Source organism: Acinetobacter sp. 1424608 (genome assembly GCF_000588255.1).
Taxonomy (GTDB): domain Bacteria; phylum Pseudomonadota; class Gammaproteobacteria; order Pseudomonadales; family Moraxellaceae; genus Acinetobacter; species Acinetobacter nosocomialis.
On sequence record NZ_JFXL01000005.1, the window covers coordinates 211244 to 229158 of the forward strand.

At 38.0% G+C, this 17915-nt stretch carries 12 protein-coding genes and 2 pseudogenes; 6 read left to right on the forward strand and 8 right to left on the reverse strand.

Going from position 1 to position 17915, the window contains the following annotated elements; translation table 11 throughout:
• Window positions 1–41 precede the first annotated feature (41 nt).
• A complete protein-coding gene (locus J678_RS11695) occupies window positions 42–1262 on the forward strand; it encodes an MFS transporter (RefSeq protein ID WP_016804076.1) in 1221 nt (406 codons plus the stop codon).
• A gap of 67 nt (window positions 1263–1329) precedes the next feature.
• Here the strand turns inward: J678_RS11695 and J678_RS11700 are convergent, their stop codons facing one another.
• On the reverse strand, window positions 1330–2475 hold the full coding sequence (locus tag J678_RS11700) for an aldose epimerase family protein (RefSeq protein ID WP_017393345.1): 1146 nt from the start codon (window positions 2473–2475) through the stop codon (window positions 1330–1332).
• Window positions 2476–2646: 171 nt separating this feature from the next.
• Between J678_RS11700 and J678_RS11705 the strand changes: the two genes are divergently transcribed.
• A complete protein-coding gene (locus J678_RS11705) occupies window positions 2647–3093 on the forward strand; it encodes a hypothetical protein (RefSeq protein WP_017393346.1) in 447 nt (148 codons plus the stop codon).
• A 12-nt stretch (window positions 3094–3105) separates the two neighbouring features.
• Here the strand turns inward: J678_RS11705 and J678_RS11710 are convergent.
• Window positions 3106–3312: pseudogene (locus tag J678_RS11710) on the reverse strand (LysR substrate-binding domain-containing protein); the annotation flags it as partial.
• 159 nt (window positions 3313–3471) lie between these two features.
• Here J678_RS11710 and J678_RS11715 point away from each other — a divergent pair.
• Window positions 3472–4743, forward strand: a complete 1272-nt coding sequence (locus J678_RS11715; protein WP_017393347.1) for a hypothetical protein — start codon at window positions 3472–3474, stop codon at window positions 4741–4743.
• Window positions 4744–4795: 52 nt separating this feature from the next.
• Here J678_RS11715 and metH read toward each other — a convergent pair whose 3' ends face one another.
• Window positions 4796–8482 (reverse strand): methionine synthase, encoded by a 3687-nt coding sequence (gene metH / locus J678_RS11720; RefSeq protein WP_017393348.1) that lies wholly within the window; start codon window positions 8480–8482, stop codon window positions 4796–4798.
• A gap of 463 nt (window positions 8483–8945) precedes the next feature.
• Here metH and J678_RS11730 point away from each other — a divergent pair, with 463 nt between their 5' ends.
• Both J678_RS11730 and J678_RS11735 read left to right on the forward strand, forming a co-directional pair.
• Window positions 8946–10577 carry an inorganic phosphate transporter gene (locus tag J678_RS11730; protein ID WP_031955824.1) on the forward strand — a complete coding sequence of 544 codons (1632 nt, stop codon included), beginning with the start codon at window positions 8946–8948 and terminating at the stop codon, window positions 10575–10577.
• A gap of 83 nt (window positions 10578–10660) precedes the next feature.
• A pseudogene (locus tag J678_RS11735) lies at window positions 10661–11158 on the forward strand (D-serine ammonia-lyase); the annotation flags it as partial.
• 43 nt (window positions 11159–11201) lie between these two features.
• Here the strand turns inward: J678_RS11735 and J678_RS11740 are convergent.
• The 5 genes from J678_RS11740 to J678_RS11760 form a co-directional block, all read right to left on the reverse strand.
• A complete protein-coding gene (locus tag J678_RS11740; protein WP_017393351.1) occupies window positions 11202–12749 on the reverse strand; it encodes a hypothetical protein in 1548 nt (515 codons plus the stop codon).
• 541 nt (window positions 12750–13290) lie between these two features.
• Entirely contained in the window at window positions 13291–13455 is a 165-nt protein-coding gene (locus tag J678_RS23025; protein ID WP_032027319.1) for a hypothetical protein, read from the reverse strand.
• A 119-nt stretch (window positions 13456–13574) separates the two neighbouring features.
• Complete coding sequence (locus J678_RS11750; RefSeq protein WP_017393353.1) at window positions 13575–14582, reverse strand: formylglycine-generating enzyme family protein; 1008 nt, start codon at window positions 14580–14582, stop codon at window positions 13575–13577.
• On the reverse strand, window positions 14579–16255 hold the full coding sequence (locus J678_RS11755; protein ID WP_017393354.1) for an arylsulfatase: 1677 nt from the start codon (window positions 16253–16255) through the stop codon (window positions 14579–14581). The genes J678_RS11750 and J678_RS11755 overlap by 4 nt, the downstream gene beginning before the upstream one ends.
• 168 nt (window positions 16256–16423) lie before the next feature.
• Complete coding sequence (locus J678_RS11760) at window positions 16424–17041, reverse strand: rhomboid family intramembrane serine protease (protein WP_004710083.1); 618 nt, start codon at window positions 17039–17041, stop codon at window positions 16424–16426.
• Window positions 17042–17199: 158 nt separating this feature from the next.
• Between J678_RS11760 and nfuA the strand changes: the two genes are divergently transcribed.
• The gene (nfuA, locus tag J678_RS11765) at window positions 17200–17838 is read left to right on the forward strand and encodes a Fe-S biogenesis protein NfuA (RefSeq protein ID WP_002054458.1); all 639 of its coding nucleotides are present in this window, start codon (window positions 17200–17202) and stop codon (window positions 17836–17838) included.
• The last annotated feature ends 77 nt before the right edge of the window (window positions 17839–17915 follow it).

A 17915-nucleotide genomic window follows, 5' to 3' on the forward strand; every position in this document is an offset into this window, starting at 1 on the left:
ACAATAAGCATCTCATTTAAAAATATTGGAGTTTTTCAGGTATGACGTCTTCAATACAATTGAAAGATGGTATTGCCAATACCGTTGCAAATGATCAGCCTCAAGGAATGATTATTAAAATTGTAGGCGCCGTGGCGGTTGCACATTTACTGAATGATTTAATTCAGGCGGTGTTACCAGCTATCTATCCAATGCTAAAAGCAAACTTTTCGCTGAGTTTTGCGGAGGTTGGCCTGATCTCGTTTGTATATCAAATTACAGGCTCGCTGCTACAGCCTTGGATTGGACTTTATACCGATAAACATCCAAAACCGTATCTTCTCCCACTCGGAATGGTAGTCACATTCTGCGGCATTATCTTGTTAGCCTTTTCGCCAAGTTTTGCCGTGTTGTTATGTGCATCTGCGCTTATTGGGGTAGGGTCTGCAACCTTTCATCCAGAAGCTTCACGGGTAGCACGAATGGCATCGGGCGGGCGCTTCGGTACAGCTCAGTCGACTTTCCAAGTGGGCGGAAACACAGGTACTGCGATTGGCCCATTATTAGCAGCGTTATTAATTGTTCCATTTGGGCAGCATGCAGTTGCGGGTTTGGTGATATTTGCACTTTTAGCAATTTGGGTTTTATTTGGCGTAAGCCGTTGGACCGTGAGTCATGCTAAAAGTCAGGTAGTTGCGCGTGCTACCCAAGCACATACTAAATTGCATGGCCGTAAGCTCATTATCGCCTTGGGCACAATTAGTTTGTTGATGTTTGCCAAATTTACCTACATTGCGAGCATCAGTAACTACTTTACCTTTTACTTAATTCAAAAGTTCCATATCAGCATTCAAACAGCTCAATTACACTTATTTGCCTTTTTGGCGGCTGTGGCAGTAGGTACATTTGCTGGTGGTCCAATTGGCGATAAGATTGGCCGTAAAGCGGTGATTTGGGTTTCATTTGTTGGTATGGCACCGTTTGCATTAATGATGCCGTATGCAAACTTGTTTTGGACAACGGTTTTCTCAATTATTGCTGGTTTGGTGTTGTCATCGGCTTTTGCAGCGATGGTGGTGTATGCGCAAGAAGCTGTTCCGGGCCGTGTGGGTATGATTGCGGGTTTAATGTTTGGTCTGATGTTTGGGGTAAGTGGTATTGCCGCAGCGGGGCTAGGGCATTTAGCGGATATTAACGGTATTGAATGGGTATTTGGTTTATGTTCATTGTTGCCATTACTTGGTTTTGCAACAGCACTTTTACCAAACACAAAAGTTAAATAAATGAAAAGACTCTCAGCCATATTCAACTGAGAGTCTTTTTTAAATAACGTTAGTTCCAATTAAAAAACTATTTTTGAATACCAAACTTAAATACGGTGACACTGTTATAAGTTTGATTTGGGTTTAAACGTGTAGACGGGAAAGCCGGTTGATTTGGGCTGTCTGGAAAGTGCTGCGTTTCTAATGCTAGCGCATCTGCTTGTCGGTAGAGTACGCCATTTGCACCAACAATATTTCCGAGTAAATGATTGGCTGTATACATTTGGACACTTGGTTCAGTGGTTAAGACTTGCATGGTCCGTTTAGATTTTGGGTCAACCACAATCGCTGCAAGATTTAATTTCCCTTGAGACTTTTGATTAATTACCCAAGTTTGGTCATAGCCATATCCATAGGCGAGTTGCTGATTATTCGCTCGAATATCTTTCACAATTGCTTTAGGCTTCCGAAAGTCAAAAGGCGTACCTGTAACTGAAGCAATTTCACCTGTTGGTAAAGAGTTTTGATCGGTTACTAATATACGGTCTGCATTGAGTTGGACAATATGATCGAGCACACCATAAGGATTATTGCCAGCGCCTGATAAATTGAAATAACTATGGTTGGTGAGATTAACAACTGTCGGTTGATCAGTTTTGGCTTTATATTCAATCTTAAATTCATTTTGATCTGAAAGACTGTAGATTACTTCTACATCTAATTTTCCGGGAAAACCTTGATCACCATTTGGACTGGTTAACTTCAGAGAAGCTTTAACGGTTTCACCTTGAGAGATGAGAGGTTTAACTTGCCAAACACGTTTATCAAAACCAGGATTCCCGCTATGTAATGAGTTCGGGCCATTATTTTTTTCGAGGTTATACGTTTTTCCATCTAAGCTAAATTTAGCATTACCAATCCGGTTCGCATAACGACCAATCAAACCACCAAAATGAATGCCTTCCTTGGTATCAGTGACTTCATAGCCTTTTAAGTCATCAAAGCCCAAAACAATATTATTTTGTTTGCCTTGTGCATCGGGAGTCAAAATCTGGGTAATTACACCACCGAAACTGATAAAAGATACCGAGACACCTTTGTTATTGCTCATGGTATAGAGTTCAACTTTTTGACCGTCTTGAGTCGTGCCATATGGCTTTACATTTAAGGTTGCTGCATTTGCCAGTTGTGCAAAGCTGTAAATCGTAACACCTAAAATTGCTAGTTTTTTCATGCTTATACTCTATTTTTTAATAGTTAGATTGCATGAATATAAGATTGATTTTTCGTCTTTTTAAAGAGGTTTTTATTATATATAGTGTTAATAATAATCGATCACTTAATGTTAAGTATTGAACAAACTAGCACTAATCCTATTAGTAAAACTCAGCGGTAAGCTATTTTTATGACTCATTCTGTCTCAGTTTTAAAATTTTCACTTGCTCTTAATGGCTTATCATTTGATTTAGACAACCAGCACATTCAACTTGAACAGGGCTTAGGTTTTATTAATTCAAAAAGTATCAGCAATGGCGTTGTTGATGAGCTTGCGGTTGAAAAGATGATTTATTTTATTGAAGAAATCATAGAATCTCAGCCATTTAGAAATCTCAATATAAGTGGTGTAGCCGTTACGGCTGATACCGCCATGGCACAACTCAGTGAGTTATTTTTTAGTGCTAAAAAGCAAATCAGCCGTATTGAGCTTGAGCATGGATTTAATGATTTTATTGAGCGTTTAAGCTACTACACAAACCAAGTGTCTCCAGATCAGGTTTATGTTTTTACCTACTTTGTATTTGTTCGAGAGATGATGCATCACTTAAGAGTTGAGGAAATTCAGATCATTTAAGAAATCACTTTCTCAATCTGCTAACTCATCATGAATCCAGTTTAAAAACAGTTCAATTTTAGGAATAAATTGATGCGTTCGAGGATATACCAAATGATGAGCAGAAATAGGAATCGATAGTTCATCTGCAAAAACTCTAACCAACTTTCCTGAGTCCAAATAATTTTGAGTGAGTAAATTACTTTCCAAAACAAATCCTAGTCCATGCATAGCTGCTTCAAATATCGAATTTTTTAAAACTAAAAATTATGATAGAGACTTGGAAGGTTGATTTTATCTTTTTTTAAAATAAATAATTGAATTTAATGGTATTAATATTTGTAATTGATGATAATATCTGTAGGGATTTAAAAAACAAAAAATTAATATGAGGATCTTATGAGTTATAAACTAATCAAAATAAGTGTATTAAGTACTATTTTTTTAATTGGTTGTGGGGAGGAGTCCAAAAGAGAAGAAAATGAGTATGAAAAAAATATGCTTACAATCGAAGCTGAAAATTTTAATGATAAAGTTAACTTGAATGTAAAAGAAGAGGAATATAGCTTAATAGCCCAAGGAAATAGCTCAGATGTAACTCTCTATTTTAACAAGCCCGATAAAACGGACCTTCCTATTTATGGTGAATTACAGCTTTTGGCTGAAAGTAATAAGGCACGTTTTGCCTCACTTGCTTGGATAAATAAATATAATGATATGAGTGTTTTATTTTGTATAAATTATGAAGACTGTTCAGATAATACGGAATATAGTTTTGATAATGATAGTAGACAATTAAATATAAGATTTAAAAATAATTTTAATAAATTATGGAAAAATTATTTAGTTGATTGGATAGAAAAAAGAGATTTAACGGCAAAAATTACAGGTAACTTAGAATTAAAAATACCCTCTAACTGGGTGGGTTTTAATAAAGATAGATTTCCAAGAAAAAGTGGGATAGGTATCCTCGAATTAGATAATCAAGTATATAAATTATCTGATATGAATTCAGATATTATTATTTATAAAGATGGAAATAATAAAAATATTGGTAGTGTAGATGAACTTGTTTTTAAAAAAGATGATGATATTGTGAATATTGAAATATTTAAAGAAAGTAATAATAATCAATATTCTAAAGATATACAACTTAAAGTTCGAAATTATAATTTAACAAATTATGAACCAGGTTTTTCCTTTTATGGCTTAGTTCCTGCTTCGTCGATCTCGTGGGGAGATAATGAAAAGATACTATCTATTAATATACAGAACTTGAATTTATTTGATAAAGAACGAAATAAATTTAGAGTGTTAGATTTGGAATATAATATTCCTAGGAATACTTCTAATATTTTAATTAATAAAGAAATATATCCTATATTGCGCCAAAATTATGGTTTCGCTTATGTCGTCAATGATCAGAAAAAATATTCTATTAGTTTAATAGGGCAAACAGGAGCTTATCCATTGGAAGTAATTCAAGAATTCAATGGTCATATTTCAATTGAAACTACGAAAGAAAATGAAAAAATAGTTTGTGGAGATCGCTATAAATCTTGTTCAGGTTTATCTATGGATAATGATAAAAAAACTTTTAGATTTAATAATGTTAAATTAGGTGAAGATGTTTTCAATGGAATGATTTATATTCCAGGAATTATTGATTAAATATGATAAAAAAATCCCCTCACTAGAGGGGATTTTTTATTACTATTTAAACTTAAACAATCGAGTCATCTAAATTCGGCGCTAACCAACGCTTCGCTTCATCTAGTGTCCAACCTTTACGTTTTGCATAATCTTCAAGTTGGTCTTGAGAGATTTTGCCCACGTTAAAGTATTCACTTTGTGGATGAGAATAATAGAAACCACTCACCGAAGATGGTGGCATCATTGCAAAGTGTTCAGTCAGTTTAGTACCAATTTTATCTGTAGAGCCTAACCAGTCAAACAACACTGCCTTTTCAGAGTGCTCAGGGCAAGCAGGGTAACCTGGTGCAGGGCGAATACCGACATATTTCTCTTTAATCAGTTCTTCATTACTAAGCTGTTCATCAGCTTTATAACCCCAGAACTCTTTACGAATGCGTTCATGTAAGTGTTCGGCAAAAGCTTCTGCAAAACGGTCGGCTAGTGACTGAACTAAAATTGCAGAGTAATCATCACCTTTGGCTTTGTATTCATTTGCCAATTCTTCTGCACCAAAAATCGATACAGTGAATCCGCCTAAGTAGTCCTGCTGCTCACGGTCATTACGAATGTAATCTGCTAAAGATAAGTTTGGTTTACCTGTCACTTTGTCAGATTGCTGGCGTAAGTGCTCAAAAGTATGCGTAACATTTTGCCCCGCTTCATCAAATACGCTCACTGTGTCTGCATCAGTGCGCTGAGCAGGGAACATACCGAATACGGCACGAGCATCAAAACGGTTGTTGTCGATAATATCTTTCAACATTGCTTGAGCTTGGTTGTACAAATCTGTTGCAGCTTCGCCGACCACTTCATCTTCTAAAATTTTCGGGAATTTACCTGCCAAGCTCCAAGAAATAAAGAATGGTGTCCAGTCAAAATAATCCACGAGTGTTGCAAGCGGATAATTCTTTAAAACTTGTGTTCCTAAAAGATTTGGTTTTGGTGGCACGTAGCTTTCATCAATTTTAAAACCATTTTCAACCGACTCTTTATAAGTCAGTTTGGCCGCTTTTGGTTGTTTGTTGGCTAAACGTTCACGAATTTTGGCATATTCAGCACGGTGCTCTTCAATAAATGCACCTCGCATGTCTTTAGAAAGCAAGGTTGTAGCAACACCTACAGCACGTGAAGCATCGGCAACATAAATTACTGCATCATTCTGATACTGAGGGTCAATTTTTACTGCCGTGTGGGCTTTAGACGTCGTCGCACCACCAATCAATAAAGGAATGTTAAAGCCTTTGCGTTGCATTTCTTTCGCAACAAATACCATTTCATCTAAAGATGGAGTGATCAGACCAGACAAGCCAATGATGTCACATTTTTCATCAATTGCAGTTTGTAAGATCTTCTCGCAAGGGACCATTACACCAAGGTCAACAATGTCATATCCATTACAGCCAAGTACCACGCCTACAATATTCTTACCAATATCGTGTACGTCGCCTTTTACCGTCGCCATTAGGACTTTACCTTTAGATTGTCCTTCAGACTTTTCAGCTTCAATGTAGGGGTTGAGCCATGCTACAGCTTGTTTCATTACACGGGCAGATTTCACAACCTGCGGTAAGAACATTTTGCCTGAACCAAACAAGTCACCGACAACGTTCATACCGTCCATCAGTGGCCCTTCAATCACATCCAAAGGACGTTTAGATTTTAAGCGTGCTTCTTCTGTATCTTGGTCAATATAAGTCGTAATACCTTTAACCAAGGCATATTCAAGACGTTTTTCAACCGACTCATTACGCCATTCAAGGTTCTCGGCTTCTTTAGCTGCGCCGCCTTGTCCGCGGTATTTTTCTGCTACTTCAAGCAGTTTCTCAGTCGCAGCTTGACCAGATTCACCTTGGTTTTGGTTTAATATGACATCTTCAACAGCTTCTTTTAGCTCGGCTGGAATATCATCATAAATTGCCATTTGCCCAGCGTTCACAATACCCATGGTCATGCCTTGCTTGATAGCATGGTATAAGAACACCGAGTGAATGGCTTCACGAACTGGTTCATTACCACGGAACGAGAACGAAACGTTCGATACACCACCAGAAATCATGGCATGTGGTAAGTTCTGTTTAATCCAACCTGTCGCCTCGATAAAATCGACCGCGTAATTGTTGTGTTCTTCAATACCAGTTGCCACTGCGAACACGTTCGGGTCAAAAATAATATCTTCAGCAGGGAAGCCCACTTCATTCACTAAAATGTCGTATGAACGCTTACAGATTTCGCGTTTACGTTCAGCAGTGTCAGCCTGTCCAGCTTCATCAAAGGCCATCACAATAATTGCGGCACCATATTGACGGCAGAGGCGGGCTTTTTCGACAAACTCGTCATAACCTTCTTTTAAGGAAATGGAGTTAACAACCGGTTTACCTTGTACGCATTTTAAGCCAGCTTCAATGATTTCCCATTTGGATGAGTCAATCATGATTGGCACACGTGAAATATCAGGTTCTGATGCTACAAGGTTTAAGAAATGCACCATCGCATTTTGCGAATCGAGCATCCCTTCATCCATGTTAATATCAATAATCTGTGCGCCAGCTTCCACTTGTTGCTGTGCAACCTCTAAAGCTTCTGCAAAGTTTTCTTCACGAATGAGGCGTAAGAATTTTTTAGAACCGGTAACGTTAGTACGTTCACCAACGTTTACAAAGAGAGAGTCATCATAAATATTAAATGGCTCTAAACCACTTAGGCGACAAGCAGGTACGGTTTCAGGTACTTGGCGAGGTGCAATGTCTTTTACTGCATTAGCAATAGCGCGAATATGGTCTGGTGTCGTACCACAGCAACCACCAGTAATATTAATTAAACCGCTTTCAGCAAATTCTTTTAAGAAAGCTGCAGTTTGCTCAGGTGTTTCGTCATATCCACCAAATGCGTTTGGTAAGCCCGCATTGGGGTGTGCTGAAACGAAAGTATCTGCGACATCAGAAATAGTTTTTACGTGAGGACGCATGGCATCTGCACCAAGGGCACAGTTAAAACCAATTGAAAGCAAATCACCATGGCGCACAGAATTCCAGAAAGCTTCCGCAGTCTGACCTGTTAAAGTACGACCTGATGCATCGGTAATTGTCCCTGAAATCATAATTGGTAATTCACGACCAATTTGTTTAAAGACTTCTTTGACTGCAAAAATCGCTGCTTTACAGTTTAATGTATCAAATACGGTTTCAATCAAAATGATATCTACACCGCCTTCAATCAGTGCATGAGTCGCTTCAATGTAGTTTTCTTTTAACTCATCAAAGGTAATGTTACGAAAAGCAGGGTCATTTACATTCGGTGAAATTGAACAAGTACGCGATGTAGGCCCAAGTACACCAGCAACAAAACGTGGTTTTTCTGGAGTTGAATACTTTTCACAAGCTGCTTTGGCTAAACGTGCTGCTTCACGGTTAATCTCTGGAACAAGATCTTCCATGTGATAGTCAGACATTGAAACACGCGTGCCATTAAAGCTGTTGGTTTCAATAATATCCGCACCAGCATCAAGATAAGCTTCATGAATGCCTTGAATAATTTGAGGTTGTGTCAAAACTAAAAGGTCATTATTCCCTTTTAAGTCATGTGCCCAATCGGCAAAACGCTCACCACGGTAGTCGGCTTCTTCTAATTTATGGCGCTGGATCATAGTTCCCATAGCACCATCAATAATCAGAATGCGTTTAGCAAGAAGCGCTTTTAGGGTGGCAAGCGTAGACATAGAAAACCCCGATCTTTTATATGAATTTAAAAATGCGGCGCTATTGTAACAGAATAGCAGCACAAATGATGACCTATGAAGGTCATGAGACGATAAGTAAAAAAATAAAAAACAGGACGTTTTATGACAAAAACGAAAGAATTTTCATGAAATATTCATCAAATGATCATGATATTGAAATATTTCATGCTCAATATGCCGAAATATTACAGTTGTTCTGTGTGAAAAATAGACATATAGGTCATTTTATTTATTTTTTTGCTGTAAAAATAAGCACAAAAGGAGTTCATAAATAATGAATTAAGTTATTGTATTTTAAAAATAAAATAAAAATGATCGGGGAAAGGTGTATCAAATGAGGTCAAAATATAAAAAATTGACTTCATCAGGCGGCTCTTTGTCATATAATTGTCATAATTTAATTTAAGAATACAGAGGATTTTATTATCCTCTTACCGTCTGCATGAATTCTAATCTACCCCCTGTTTCGGATTCAAAACTTGCGGCAAACCTGCAAGCAAAATCGACGAATGTACACGTCCCAACACCGAAATTTTTTATGCCGGTGTTTCTGACGATTATTGTTGCAACACTTATTTATATTGGGTTTCAGGTTAGTGCTGATTTAGCGCATGTTCCACCTTTGAGCCTTTATTCGGTTATTCTTTTATCTACTGCACTTTTCATTGCATTGGGCTTTGAATTTGTAAACGGTTTCCACGATACTGCTAATGCAGTTGCAACGGTCATTTATACAAATGCATTGCCTGCACCAGTTGCAGTCATGTGGGCTGGTTTTTGTAATTTTCTTGGGGTAATGGTCGCAAGTGGTGCTGTTGCTTATGGCATTATTGCATTGCTTCCTGTTGAACTTATCATGAACATGGGTAGCGGTGCTGGCTTTGCAATGGTTTTTGCATTGTTAATCGCTGCAATTCTTTGGAACCTTGGTACTTGGTTCTTAGGAATCCCAGCTTCTAGCTCTCACACCTTGATTGGTTCAATCTTGGGTGTGGGTATTATGAACCATCTATTGAGTGCATCGACTGGCGTAACGACCAGTGGTGTAGATATGGATCAGGTGATTAAAGTAGGTAAGGCATTATTATTTTCACCTTTAATTGGTTTTGCTTTTGCAGCAATCTTATTCTTGTTGGTTAAAACTATTTTCAAACGCCAATTAGAATTATTCCAGCCACCTGAAGGTAATAAGCCACCACCAGCAATCATTCGTGCAATTTTAATCTTTACCTGTACAGGTGTAAGTTTTGCACACGGTTCAAATGACGGCCAAAAAGGTATGGGTCTCATCATGCTCATTTTGGTTGGTTTAGTACCGTTAGCTTATTCAATCAATAAAAACCTAGATACACAACAGGTTCAATCATTCCACCAGCTTTCTTCTCAAACTGCTGTTTTGTTAAACCATAATCAGCAAGAATTGACTGATGAAAAAGCGCGTGAAGTTTTAACTAAATATATTCAAACCAAGCAACAGACTCCCGAAGTTGTACCTGCATTGGCAAGTATGACTGATCATTTAGGTGCTCGTGTTTCTAGCTATAGCGACTTAAAAGATATTCCTGAAGCTGCGATTAGTGAAATTCGTAATGATATGTATTTAAGCACAACCACGTTTAAACGTTTGGACAAAGCAGATGCTTTACCAAAAATGGATGATTCACAGAAAAAGCTTGTGAAAGATTATCGCGGTAGCTTGGATTCATTCTTACAGTACATTCCAAACTGGGTGAAAGTTGCGGTTGCATTAGCGCTTGGTCTTGGCACTATGGTTGGTTGGAAACGTATTGTGGTGACTGTAGGTGAGCGTATTGGTAAGAACCATATGACTTATGGTCAAGGTATGTCTGCTGAGCTTATTGCAATGAGTACTATTGCAGCAGCAGATGGTTTAGGTATGCCAGTTTCAACTACTCATGTTTTAAACAGTGCTGTTGCGGGTACCATGGTTGCAAATAAATCAGGTGTAAACTTTAATACCATTAAGACAATTTTATCAGCTTGGATATTTACTTTACCTGCGACCATCTGTTTGTCAGGTGGTTTATATTGGTTGTTCTTAAAGTTCATTTAAGTTGTCTGTTTAAATCTAAAAAGCCACTATTATTAGTGGCTTTTTTATTGTCATATTAAAAAAGATCGCTTTTTTCAAATAAACTCGGTGGTGGCCCTGGTGGAGTGAGTTTTGGGCTAAAACTCGCTTTTGGTGAGCATGTACATTGTATATTTGCAGAACCGACTCACTCTCCATGTATGTTACTAGGTGTTTATACAGGGCTGCATGATCAGATTTCAGTAAACGATATTGGTTTAGATAACATTACTGCTGCAGATGGATTGGCTGTTGGCCGTGCTTCTGGTTTTGTCGGCCGTGCTATGCAGCAGTTAATTGACGGTTACTACACCATTCATGATGAATGTTTATATGAGCTGATTGCGCTTTTAAATCAAACTGAGAATATTCAAGTTGAGCCCTCGGCAGCGGCAGGCATGATGGGGCCATATTATGTGCAAACTACTCCTGATTATTTGGCCTTGCATGAATTGTCAGCTGTAAAGTTACAGCATGCGACACATGTGGTATGGGCGACTGGTGGAGGTATGGTTCCACCTGACGAAATGCAAAAGTATTTAACGCATAGTCAAAACAAATAATTGTATAAAAAAGCCCAATTCTAAAATTGGGCTTTTAACTTCATTATTTTTTAGAAAATTTCTTAAATGGAAGCTTTTCGGCCGCAAAACCATAGATTGCAGCAAAAGGAAGGGCTGTACGGGCTAAATAAGCCACACGCCATAGACCGCCATGGTTGGCACCTTCCATCATCAACTCTAGAGGATGGTCAAGCACAGTTTCAGGATTTGCGACAGAAGATTCATTTCTTAAGTCATGGATCCAGAGTGCCGCCATAATGGCATTCGTGGTTTCTGGACTAAACGCTTCTACATCAAAAAGTTCCGCACCGTTAAAAGCGGCCTTAAGGAGTGGATTTTTTGTGACCGAATGAGTTGTCGTAGATGGAGCAATATTAATACTCACGCGTTGGCCTTGATGACGGGCAAGTGTTGCTCGCCATTGTTGAATACGTTTAGCTAATGCGTAGTTTGGCCCTTGTTCAACTACCAAGCAGTCTGCAATACCATAAGTTTTGCCATTTTCGCTGGTAATCAAGTCTTGATAAGGTGCTTGGAAAAAACGTTTGAGCGATAGTGTAGAGATACCTTTTGCAGCCATTTTTTGTAGTTGTGAACGAGATTTAAATTTCTCTTGAGCTGCCTTTGCAACTTCTTTAGGTACTGCGTAAACATCGGTTGGAGTACACATAAACATTAAGCTTGTATCAGGTTTATGTTCACTCACATATTGCATAATACTGTCCATGGCCATTGAGACACGGACATGCTTTTCCCCATCTAAATAAGCAATAGCAGCTAAATCTAATTTTTGAGGAAATTGAACTAACCACTGTGCAATTTCTGGTAGTTGAGTCAGTAAATTGGCACCTAATTTATCTCTTAATTCAGAAGCTTTTGCTGTTGAGTCAACTGATTCAATTGTAGGTGCAATCAGCGTTGCGTTTCCTTGCTGAATTGTATTTAAAATTTTCCCCCAAACTCGTGGGTTCGGTAAATCAATTGCAACAATATTCGCTTTCCACTTTGCTAACCAAGGTAAAGGGCCAGCTTCTGAAGCCGCACCAAACAGAACCATGGTTCGATCAGATAAATCAAACCATTCTGGATGAGCGGCAGCTTCACGTAAAGCCTTGGCATGGCTTGGTTCAATAATACCTGCATTTTCCCATTTTTGAATTTGATCAAGTAAGCTTTGCCCGCTAAGTTTTTGGCCTTTATATGGAACATACCATTCTGGTGCAGCTTCACTTTCACCTTTAAATCTAACTGTATTTAAAGGCTTAGTGGTAGGGATGTGCAAAGCATCTTTTAAAAGATAGTGTTTACCATCGCGGAAATAGTCAAAAAGATGATGAGCCTTATGTAAACCCTGTTTGGCGATAGTAATCGGGTTATTGTTATTAGAAAGCCCATGTTGAACAAGTGATTTAAAGTATCTTGGATAGTTTTTCCGCCAGTTTTTTTCAGTCAAAATCTGTTGAGCAGTTTTATTATCTACAATAGATAAAGCTTCTGACAAAATCTCTTGGCCTGTGCGAGAAGTACTTTGTTTTTTTGTTGAAGCATGTATCGGAAATTGTAGACCTTCGTCTAGACTCTGGCTGGACATAAAATATCTCACTTGGACGGTAGTATTAATATACAGGTGTATACATTATCTATGCCAATTAAAAGAAACGAGTGGCAATAACTGACAAAATGAAAATTAAATTATTTTTGTGATGAAGGTGGTTTGAGTGAATTTTTATGATAATTTGATCTCATTTTAACTTCATTTTTTTTCACATTTCTAGAACATTTTTATAGACTTACGTTACATAAATGATTATTTTGTATAGAGCGAATTCATCAGATCTAAGCTGAAGATAAAATGTTCAAAATGTATCAATAAAAAAGATACGATGATGAGTAAAAAACTAGACTTTTTTATTAAACGATAAGAAAAGTCAAACGGAATAAGAAAGAATTGGGGTGAAACTAGATGGAAGACAACGTAAGATTGTCTTTTAAAAATCTTGGGGATATGGTGATTTTTTTACACCATAATTTTCTAGTTTCGCCCCATCTAATTTTGGGTGAAGCCCTATACATAAGCTGTAAATCATCTTTCTAAACAGTCAGATTAATTTGCTTATAGTCTATCTAAACTTTTAACAACGACCTTTCTTGGCCTGACCTGGTGGACAAAAATCTCCTGGATGATTGTGATAAGGCGAATCCGGATCAACTACTACACTGCCAGCAGGGGTAAAAACTGCAAAAGCCGATAGTGATAGTGTGAAAATTGCTGCTGCACAAACTAGAAATTTTTTCATCATATTGTTCTCTCTTTTTATCATTCTCCTTTTTACTATTTACTATAGAAATTATTAGATTGTTTTTCGGTCTATTTTTGGTTAAGAAATATCAACACTCTAAACTAGTTTTTTAGCGATTAAGGCGTACGTAAAATTGTACGAAAACCTACATGAGTAGCGGCTAAATCAAAATCTTGTGGGTAGCGACTACTATTACGGTAACGTGAACAGTAATTTTCAGCACACAAAAATGAGCCTCCTTTAATCACATATTGAGTGCTGCTCATTTCTTTTTGTCTTAAATCAGAATAATTACCCATATGTTGATCATGTGCACCTTGATAGGGAGAGGAGGTCCATTCCCAAACATTTCCAATCATATCGAATAGCTTAAAGCCGTTGGATTTAAAACAGCCGACAGGAGCAACACCAGTAAAATGGTCGTGATTCAAATTTTCAAAAGGGAATGTACCTTGCCAGTAATTTGCTTGTGGATGCTGATGTTCATCGGTAGGTGCTTGGTGTAAAGGTGTGTCAGTTTTTGAGTTTGCTTTAGCGGCGTATTCCCATTCTAATTCTGTTGGTAAATCACGTCCTAGCCAAACTGCATAATGTTCAGCATCATTTTTCGTCACGTACCTTACAGGTTCGCGAGGGGGAGGGAGAGCTCCATTTTTGCCATTTGGAGTTTTCCATGTATATCCTGATTTGAGTTGCCACCATTGTTGGGGATGACGTGGATCTGGAGTAAAAACAGCAGCCTGTTTTTGTTTTTCAGCATCGGTAATATAACCAGTTGCCTTCACAAAACTGGCGAATTGAGCAACAGTGACTTCAGTTTGATCAATCCAGAAACCTTTAACTTCCCGTTGTTTTTTCCCAAAGTTAAGTTCATCTGGATAAGCTTTTTCAGAACCAAAATTAAATTGTCCATCTGGTATGAATACCATACCTGCGGTTTTATTTTTAAGCCAGTTTGTAGGAAGCCCTGTATAGCTTTTACACTGTTCGATAGAACCCAAAGCAGCCGATGAGGTGGCTTGCTTTGGTAAAACTGTTTTTGTGTCAGAGCTATGTTCAGACTTACTACAGCCTGTGATGAATAACAGGCTGATTGTAGTGCTTAGAACCAGTTTCAATTTCATTTGGCGTTATATTCCTGTACGCCATTTTGTTCGGTGTATTTTTGATAAACCGAGAGCAACTCTTGTACTTTTGCAGGGTAAAGCTGCGCAACATTATGATTTTCACCACGATCAGTAGCAATGTTATAGAGTTCCCAAGAACCTGATCCTAATTCAGGGCGTCCTTGAAGTGCAATTTTCCATTCACCTTGTTTAGCATATTTACTACCGTGTAATTCATCGGCAAAGCTGAAATTAGCTGGACGGATAGTTTGTGATTTATTTTCAAGTACAGACTTCCAAGAGTAACCACTTGGTGTATTAATGGTTCGGCCTTTATATTGTCCTTGAGGTACCGGAATATGGGCATAATCTAATAATGTTGGAAAAACATCGAGTACAGATGCGAAGCTATGATTGGTTTCTTCAGCTTTTTTCTGATTTGGTAATTTCACAATAGCAGGAGCTGTAGTTGCACCTTCGCCAGCTGTATCTTTCCATAAATGAAAAGGTGCCGCGCTGACTTCAGCCCAACGTGGTCCAATATAGTGATAAGAAGTAGGGGTGCCTACGTTTGCTACAGAGTTATCAAAACCAGATTCACTGCCATATCCACCACGAATGAAACCTTCTGCACCATTGTCAGAAACAAAGAAAATTAAAGTATTTTCATAAAGATTATTTTGTTTTAGGTATTGGATAATTCGGCCTACATTTGCATCAAGATTTTCTACCATACCTGCGTAGATTTCCATTTTACGGGCTTCAAGTGCTTTCTGCTCAGCTGTTAACTCATCCCATTTTCCATATTTTTGTGGTGCATTTTGAGTGGCGATTGGTTCTGCTGCTTCAAAATTTGCTGGAATAATTCCAAGCTGTTTTTGGCGTGCTATACGTGCTTTTCTAATGGCGTCATAACCGACATCGTAAACGCCACGATATTTTTCACGGTATTCTGCTGGAGCCTGTATAGGCCAGTGAGGTGCTGTATAGGCAGCATAAGCAAAGAATGGCTTACCGCTATTTTTACCTGATTCTAAATAGCTCAGCAATTTATCGGTAAAATAATTGGTCGAGAAAAAGTCATCAGGTAATGCTGAAATTGGAATAATTTGCCCATCTTCGGTATAGGTTGAATTTCGTTTAAACGCGCTTGGAGCTTGTTTAAAGTGATGGTCTAAACCTTGTAATAAGGTAAATGAATGGTCAAAACCTTTGGCATGAGCATTGGTTTCAGGAGTTAGCCCCAAATGCCATTTACCACTAATATATGTCCGATAACCATTGTCTTTGAGCACCTGCGCAATTGATAAAGAGCGTTCATTTAAATAGCCTTCGTAACCTGGCTGGCCTTTTAAATGGTCTGGTGTAAGCTCTGCCATAGCACCTATGCCTGCTAGGTGATGATCAGTTCCTGAAATAAGTTGCGAGCGAGTAGGGGAACAAGTGGGTGCAGTATGATAATCCGTTAAAAGTCGACCTTCTTGCGCCAAACTATCAATATTAGGCGTATGTATTTCACCACCAAATGCTCCTAAATCTGAATAGCCTAAGTCATCGGCCATAATAAATAAAATATTGGGCTGCTTTGGAGTACTTACTGTGGTTTCTTGTGAATCATTATCGTTACAGCCAGCTAAAGATAAGCTAAATAATGCAATGGAAAGACTAGATAAAAGAGCTTTGTACTTCATTGTATCATCTGAATTATTAAAAGAATTGGCTTGAGTTTAATCAGATGGTTTTTGCAATCAAAACAAGGAATTGATCAAAGAAAATCAGAAAAATATCTGAGAATTTATCGTGATAAATAAATGAGAAAAAAAGAAAAGCCCATATCGGGCTTTTCAAAAATATTAAGTTTAAAACGGTAAGCGGGTAAGTTGATCTAAGAAATGTGGAATCACTCGCGGTTCAATCAAAATTGTTACAATTACGCCGTAAGCTGCACCCCATAAATGGGCACTATGATTAATATGCGTATTGCCACGTTTACCTGCCCAAATACTATAAGCAACATAAAGAACTGCAAAAATAATAGCGGGTACTGGAATAAAAAATACAAAAATCAGTTTCCATGGCTGAAACAGGATATAGGCAAATAGAACAGCAGATACTGCCCCTGAAGCTCCAAGACTTGCCCAGTTTGCATCATTTTTATGTTGTAGATAGCTTGGTAAAATCGCAAAAATTAACCCGCCCAAATAGAACAAGACAAAGCCCATGTCGTAGAAATATTGGCGATAAAAACTTTCAATGATGCTGCCAAAGAAAAACAGGGTAATCATATTAAAGAGTAAATGAGTACCATCTGCGTGAATAAAGCCATGTGTGATGAAGCGATCAAATTGTCCACGTTGCATCGCAGGCGGCCAAAAGATTAGGCGGTTCATAACGTTTTGATTGCTAAAAGCAAGTAAAGAGATAATGACCGTAATAATAATAAGGGTAATGGTATGGTTAAACGGCAAATGCAACATAAGAAATATTTAAAAAATGATCGATACTGAGGTCAATAATGCCATTAAAAATACAACTTGAAACCCCGTTGTGTATAAATCCGACAAATTTAGTTGATTTTTTTTAAATCCACCTCATCTTCGGTTAATATAAAGGCATCAGCTTGAGGAATATTGTTATGTCGACTGAGAACACCAACACTGCTGTTGCAGAAGAAATTCCGAACCTTTTGATTACACCATCTGCACAAGAGTATTTGCACGAATTATTGGCGAAGCAAAATACTCCGGGAATTGGCGTTCGAATTTTTGTTGAACATCCTGGTACACCACGTGCAGAGTGCTGTATGGCATATAGTGCACCAGAAGAAGTGGTGCCAACGGACTATAAACAGGACTATCCTGATTTCCCTGCATACATTGATGCGCCGTCTATTCCATATCTTTTAGACGCTGTTATTGACTACAACAAAGATCGTTTCGGTGGTCAGCTAACTTTCCGTGCACCAAACTCTAAAGTGCCGCGTGTAGGGCCAGATGCATCAATTGAAGAGCGTATTACTTATGTACTTCAAGCGGAAATTAATCCAGGTCTTGCAGGACACGGCGGTAACTGTAGCTTAGTTGAAGTGCAAGATGATCCTGAACATGGCTTAACTGCTGTATTGAAGTTCGGTGGTGGTTGCCAAGGTTGTTCTGCAATTGATGTAACCTTGAAACAAGGTGTAGAAACAACGTTAAGAGAACACATTCCTGAACTACAACGTGTGGTTGACCAAACAGACCATACGCAAGCAGAAGGTGCTTATTTCAAATAATTAAATTATTTGAAAAGTGAAATAAAAAAGCCTCGAAATGAGGTTTTTTTATTACTCAATATAAATAATGATAATTA

Coding starts and splice junctions, on each gene's coding strand:
- J678_RS11740 (WP_017393351.1), bottom strand. CDS start 12,749: ATGTCCAGCCAGAGTCTAGACGAAGGTCTACAATTTCCGATACATGCT.
- J678_RS11755 (WP_017393354.1), bottom strand. CDS start 16,255: ATGAAGTACAAAGCTCTTTTATCTAGTCTTTCCATTGCATTATTTAGC.
- nfuA (WP_002054458.1), top strand. CDS start 17,200: ATGTCGACTGAGAACACCAACACTGCTGTTGCAGAAGAAATTCCGAAC.
- metH (WP_017393348.1), bottom strand. CDS start 8,482: ATGTCTACGCTTGCCACCCTAAAAGCGCTTCTTGCTAAACGCATTCTG.
- J678_RS11760 (WP_004710083.1), bottom strand. CDS start 17,041: ATGTTGCATTTGCCGTTTAACCATACCATTACCCTTATTATTATTACG.
- J678_RS11705 (WP_017393346.1), top strand. CDS start 2,647: ATGACTCATTCTGTCTCAGTTTTAAAATTTTCACTTGCTCTTAATGGC.
- J678_RS23025 (WP_032027319.1), bottom strand. CDS start 13,455: ATGAAAAAATTTCTAGTTTGTGCAGCAGCAATTTTCACACTATCACTA.
- J678_RS11730 (WP_031955824.1), top strand. CDS start 8,946: ATGAATTCTAATCTACCCCCTGTTTCGGATTCAAAACTTGCGGCAAAC.
- J678_RS11750 (WP_017393353.1), bottom strand. CDS start 14,582: ATGAAATTGAAACTGGTTCTAAGCACTACAATCAGCCTGTTATTCATC.
- J678_RS11700 (WP_017393345.1), bottom strand. CDS start 2,475: ATGAAAAAACTAGCAATTTTAGGTGTTACGATTTACAGCTTTGCACAA.
- J678_RS11695 (WP_016804076.1), top strand. CDS start 42: ATGACGTCTTCAATACAATTGAAAGATGGTATTGCCAATACCGTTGCA.
- J678_RS11715 (WP_017393347.1), top strand. CDS start 3,472: ATGAGTTATAAACTAATCAAAATAAGTGTATTAAGTACTATTTTTTTA.